At 71.4% G+C, this 5,515-nt stretch carries 2 protein-coding genes and 1 pseudogene; all 3 read right to left on the reverse strand.

Going from position 1 to position 5,515, the window contains the following annotated elements; all coding sequences use genetic code 11:
- Positions 1-554 (reverse strand): annotated as a pseudogene (locus tag CM1CMNOD_RS21060) (hypothetical protein); the annotation flags it as partial.
- 155 nt (positions 555-709) lie between these two features.
- Positions 710-2,644, reverse strand: coding sequence for a hypothetical protein (locus tag CM1CMNOD_RS21065; protein WP_165001789.1), 1,935 nt, complete (start codon positions 2,642-2,644; stop codon positions 710-712).
- Between the two features lie 203 nt (positions 2,645-2,847).
- Positions 2,848-5,515 (reverse strand): transglycosylase domain-containing protein (locus CM1CMNOD_RS21070; RefSeq protein ID WP_131774141.1); only part of this gene is annotated, 2,668 nt, incomplete at its 5' end.

Genomic DNA, 5,515 nt, shown 5'->3' on the forward strand with positions numbered 1-5,515 from the left:
CACCCGCCCGGTGCGCCTGCCAGGGCCGGCGTGGTGTCCCGGGTGTCCGGCAGGCTGCCGCGGCCCGCCACGGCTGTCCGGTCCCTGATATCCGTTTGGTCCCTGACAGCTGTCCGGTGCCTGGTCGTCGGTGCTGTCCGGTCCGCCGTCGCGTCGTCCACCCACGTCTGGTCGTCCATCTGCATCTGCCAGATGGCCGCCATGGCCGCGGCCCCCGCCACGAACGAGACGGCCATCCCGGCGAAGGTCCAGTCCGGGACGAAAAGGTGCGCGAGGCGCATCGCGAGCGGGAATCCGGGGAAGTCCACCTCGGTACGGTCGGTGTATTCCGGCGACGCGTAGCCGAACCGCGCGACCTTGGTGAACAGCCCGACGTCCCAGCGGTCCCACAACGTGCGCAGCCCTGGCAGCTCGGCGAGCGGGCGGCCGGAGAGCGCCCGGGACGCGGCCAGCGAGAGCACGATCACCGCGATCCGGCTGGCGACCCACACCGGCAGGGTGGCCTGGACGGCCGACGGCAGCCGCCCCCACCACGACCGAGCGGCGTCCACCACGCCGGCGCTACCCGGCTGCGGACGCGGAAACCCCGGACTCGGACTCGGACGCCCCGGATCCGGATGCGGGGCCCGGATCTCCCCCGGTCCGGTCAGCTCCGCTCCGGTACGGCCCGGTCCGGCGGGGTCCGCCGGCGGACCGTCCAGTGCCGGTGTCACGGGCCGGCACCCGCCGTGGCCGATCCGCCCTGCTGATCACCACCGACCAGCGAGCGGTGGGGGGGCATCCGGTAGGTGTCCCAACGCGCCTTCCGGCCGGCATCCGCGGTGGCCTCGGCGGCGGGCGTCGCCGGAACGCCCGCCGCGCGCCGGCCGCGACGGTCCGGGACACCGTCGAGAACGCCGCCGGCCGGGTCGTCCGCCCCGGTCGCGCGGACCACGTCCAGCTCCGGCCGCAGGATCTCGCGGACGACCAGCCCCGCCAGCACGCACAGCACGAGATCACGGATGACGACGGCGCCCACGAACCAGCCGCGGCCGATCCCGTGCGCTCCGTTGGTGTCGTTGTAGACGAAGTGCAGGAACCGGGTGAGCAGCACATACGCCTCGCTGGCCTGCCAGGCGAGGAATGCCGGCCAGCGCGGCCTGGCCAGCGCCACCAGCGGTATCAGCCACAGCGTGTACTGCGGGGAGAAGACCTTGTTGGTCACCAGGAAGGCGACGACGGTGAGGAACAGCAGCGCCGGCAGCCGCGGCCGCCGCGGCGCGAACCAGCCGAGCGCCGCAATGCCCACCAGCAGCGTCCCGAGAGCAAGCATCGAGGCGATGTTGAGGGTATCGGTGGGGATCCCGTCGTCCCGGACGCTGCCGAGCACCTTCGGGACCGCGACCACCACCACCAGCCAGCCCGCCAGCCCGGCCAGCGCGATCGGTACCCGCCGCGCCGGCCAGCGCACAGCGGCCGCGAAACCCGCCGCCACCAGCAGGAGGCCGGCCAGCAGGATGGCGATCAGATGCACGGGGCCGAACGCCCGCGGTGAGAAGGAGCTGGCCAGCCAGGTCGTGGCGAAGGCCAGGGAGTCCCAGTCCGGGCCCCGCTGCGAGTTCAGGTCGACGAAGCGCAGCATCGCGTTCGTGGCCCCGCCCGGGGCATGCCCGTCGAGCAGGGTGAGCCAGTCACCACCGGCCCAGAACGTCGTCCAGATGCTGTCGCCGATGCGTTGATCTTCGGTGAAATAGCCGGCGATCAGCCACAGCGGCACCCACACGGCCGCGGCGGTCACGATCGTCGCCACCATGGTCCGGACGAAGGCCCAGCCCCGGCCCGCGCGCAGGGCCAGCACGGCCAGCGGCAGCAGGAACAGCAGCGGGTAGAACTTGGTCGCCGCCCCAAGCCCGAACAGGATACCGGCGACCACCGGCGCACGGCGTGACCAGGCCAGCAGCCCGGCGGCGGCGAACGCGACCGCGACGATGTCCCAGTTGGTCAGCAGATGCAACACCAGGGCGGGGGCGAGGGCGAACAGAGCCGCGTCCCACACCCGGGCCCGGCCCGCCGTCAGCGCCGTACAGAAGACCGCGACACAGGTCATGACCAGGAACAGCAGGGCCGTGACGTCGTAGAAGACGGCGGTGCGCTGGTCGATGGTGTAACCGACCAGCACCTGCCTGCCGTCCTCGTCCCGGTACACCGGCTGCGACGGCGAGGCGACGCCGGAGACCGACGAGGCGAACTGCATGACCGCGCCGATCAGCGGCGGATACTCGGTCGGATAGTCGAGGAAGGGACGTTTGCCCGTGGCCAGGCCTTCCTGGCCGTAGAGGGCGACCACGTCGGAGTAGCACATCCGCGTGTACTGGTACTCGTCCGACCAGTTGCGGGTGTCCCGGCAGGGCAGCTTCTGCGCGTACGCGAGGACACACGCGAGGACGGTGAACGCCATGAGCACCCGCAGCGGCGTCCACCAGCTCCGGCTGGCGCCGATACGCGCATGATCGCCTGGCGGGCCGCCGACGAGCATGCTGGCACCGGCGACCACCGGGTCCTCCCGGGACGGGCAGACCGGGGTGACGGGTGCCGCCTGCGACGAGCGCTCGCCATCCGCCCCGGCCGCCAGCGGCCGCACGGTCATCCGCGGGCCTGTCGACACCGCCCGGCAGCCTGCCGGGGCATCCGGTGTCCTACCGTCTCGGCTCGGTGGACGCCGGCGGCGATCCGGAAGATCCCGGAGAACCTAGCCATACGCCATCGCCACCCGTGCAACACGCCTTCCCGTTCGATGGGAGGGAGATCCGGCCGGTCTGGGCAGAGGAGTCCGCGGGAGTTTCGGCCGGCCGCTCCAGCCCTGCCGGCTCACCCGGTCGTGTCCTGGCCGAACTGCGGTAACCCGTCGTCATTGTTCCTTGAACGCCGCGGGTTCGGGGTCGGTGACTGTCCGTCCTGCCCGTTGGCGGACAGGGTCGAATCCGCCGACGGTGAGAGCAGCGCTGTCGGGCGACCGTGCCGGTCGCGGTCGGGCTCGTCCGCCGGCTCCGTCACCTCGGGCGAGACCGTGGGCTCCGGTGAGAAGGTCGGCTCCGGGGTCGGTGACGGCGACGCGTTGGTGACGGTGCCGCCGTACTTCGCCGGGGGGAAGCTCTGGGGCGCGACGCCGGTGAGGGCGCCGTCCATGAATGCCTTCCAGATCTTCGCCGGGTAGCCGCCGCCGTAGACACCGCCGGCGGCCCCGGGGATGCCGGTCAGCGCGGTCGCCTTGCTCACCCCGCCGTCACCGCGGAACATGTTCACGCAGGCCGCGACCTGCGGAACGTAACCACAGAACCACGCGGTCCGGAAGTTGTCCGTGGTGCCGGTCTTGCCGGCCGCCGGCCGGCCGTCGGCAAGCTGCGCCGACTTGCCCGTGCCGTTCTTCAGGACCGACTGCAGCGCGTACGTCACATCGGCCGCCACGGTCGCGGGGATGGCGTTCTTCGCGTTGGTCGGCCCCTCGTAGATGACCTTGCCCTTGCCGTCGATCACCCGGTCGACCAGGTGCGGGGCGACGGCCTTGCCGTTGTTGGCGAAGGTGCCGTAGACCGCGACCATGTCCTTGGCGGCGATGCCGTCACGGCCGAGGGTCACCCCGCCGTCGTCGGTCAGCGGGACGTCCTTGCCCACCCCCAGTGCGCGCGCGGTGGAGATGACGTTGCCGATGCCGGCCTCGATGCCCAGCGGGACGTAGACGGTGTTGACCGACTCGGCGGTCGCGTCGATCAGGTTCAGGTACCCGAAGTTGCCGTGCTCCTCGTCGTTGCGGACCATGTACGTCCCGCTGCCATCGGCGGCCTTGCCGGGAATCTCCAGCACGTCCGGAGCCTCGTAGACCGACTTGAGGCTGATTCCCTTCTGCAGCGCGGCCGCCAGCGTGATCGGTTTGAAGGTCGACCCCGGCGGCACCCGTGCTCCGGAGACGTTGTCGACGTAGGAGGTCTGACCGTTGTCGCCCTTGCCGTAGATCGAGCCCCCGTACCAGGCCAGCACCCGGCCGGTACCCGGCTCGACCGCGACCAGGCCGGTCTTCAGGTCGGGAACGGCGGCGTAGGGCTTGGCCAGCACGTTCGTCACGGCCAGGTAGGCGGCGGTCTGCCGGCCCTGGTCGATGCTGGTCTGGATGCGCAGGCCCTCCAGGTTGATCTGCTGCTCGCTGATCCCGGCCGCGATCAGCTCGTCCTTGACCTGGTCCCGGATGTAGGCGGCCTGCGGTGAGGAGACCGCCATGCCGTTGGACCTGTCCCGCTCCAGGGTCACCGGCGGCTTCTTGTCCGAGGTCGCGCGGGACGCGTCCAGCCAGCCCTTCTCGACCATCGTGTCCAGCACCTCGTGCCACCGGCGCTCGGCGGCGGCCGGGGTCACCCGCGGGTCAAGCCCGTTCGGGGAGCGGATCAGCCCGGCGATGACCGCACCCTCCTCCGCGGTCAGGCTCTTGGCCGGTTTGCCGAAGTACGTCTTGGACGCGGCCTCGATGCCGTACGCTCCACGACCGAAGTAGATCGTGTTGAGGTAGGACTCCAGGATCTCGTCCTTGGAGTACTTCTGGGCGAGCTTGACCGCGAGGACGATCTCCTTCATCTTGCGGGAGAAGGTGCGCTCCTGCGTCAGATAGGCGTTCTTGGCGTACTGCTGAGTGATCGTCGATCCGCCCTGGGAGATCTCCCCACCGCGGACGTTCACCCACAGCGCCCGGGCGATACCCCGCGGGGAGATACCGGGCTCGCTGTAGAAGTTCTTGTTCTCCGCCGCGAGCACGGCGTGCTGGACGTCGACCGAGACCTCGGAGAGCGGGACGTCCGTCCGGTTGACCGTCCCGATCTTGGCGATCTCGGTGGTGCGGTCCGCGTAGGTGATGATGGACGTCTGCTCGGCGGCGTTGACGGCCGCCGGCAGCGGCACCTTCGTCAGGGAGTAGAGGACGGCGACCAGCGCGGCGAACATCAGCACGCCGGCCAGCAGCCCGAACATGACCAGCCGCCGCAGCCACAGCGGACGGTTCCGCCAGAACATCGGCCCTCGTCTTCCCTGGCCAGGCCGGACCGGCGGCTGCTCCGCCTCGTCCGCGAGGCCGCGACGACCGTCGACGCGGGTCGACGACGCGCCCGGGGGATCCGCCGGACCCGCGCCCGCGCGTTTGCGGACGCCGTTGGCCGGGGCCGCGGCGGGGACGTCGTCCGGGCGGGGACGGCGGACGTAGGTGGTGGAGTCGGCGGTGCGTTCCCGGACGCCGATGCGCTCCATGGTGGCCCGGTCGGTCGTGTCGTACATGTTGTTGACGGGCTTGCTGTCGGCAGGCTGCCCGCGTCGCTCGTCCCGCACCGCGGTCCGGTCCGTCTCGCCGTATGTGTTCTCGCCGTATGTGTTGCTGCCGGGGGTGGCGCCCGCCTGGCCGGACACGCCACCGCCGGGCCGGGCCGCGCCGTTCGGGCGGCTGTCGAGATGGCCGTTCACAGGGCCGGCATCCGGATGATCACCCTCGGCCGGCGCACGG

The sequence above is a fragment of the Protofrankia symbiont of Coriaria myrtifolia genome, from assembly GCF_900634755.1.
Lineage (GTDB): Bacteria > Actinomycetota > Actinomycetes > Frankiales > Frankiaceae > Protofrankia > Protofrankia coriariae.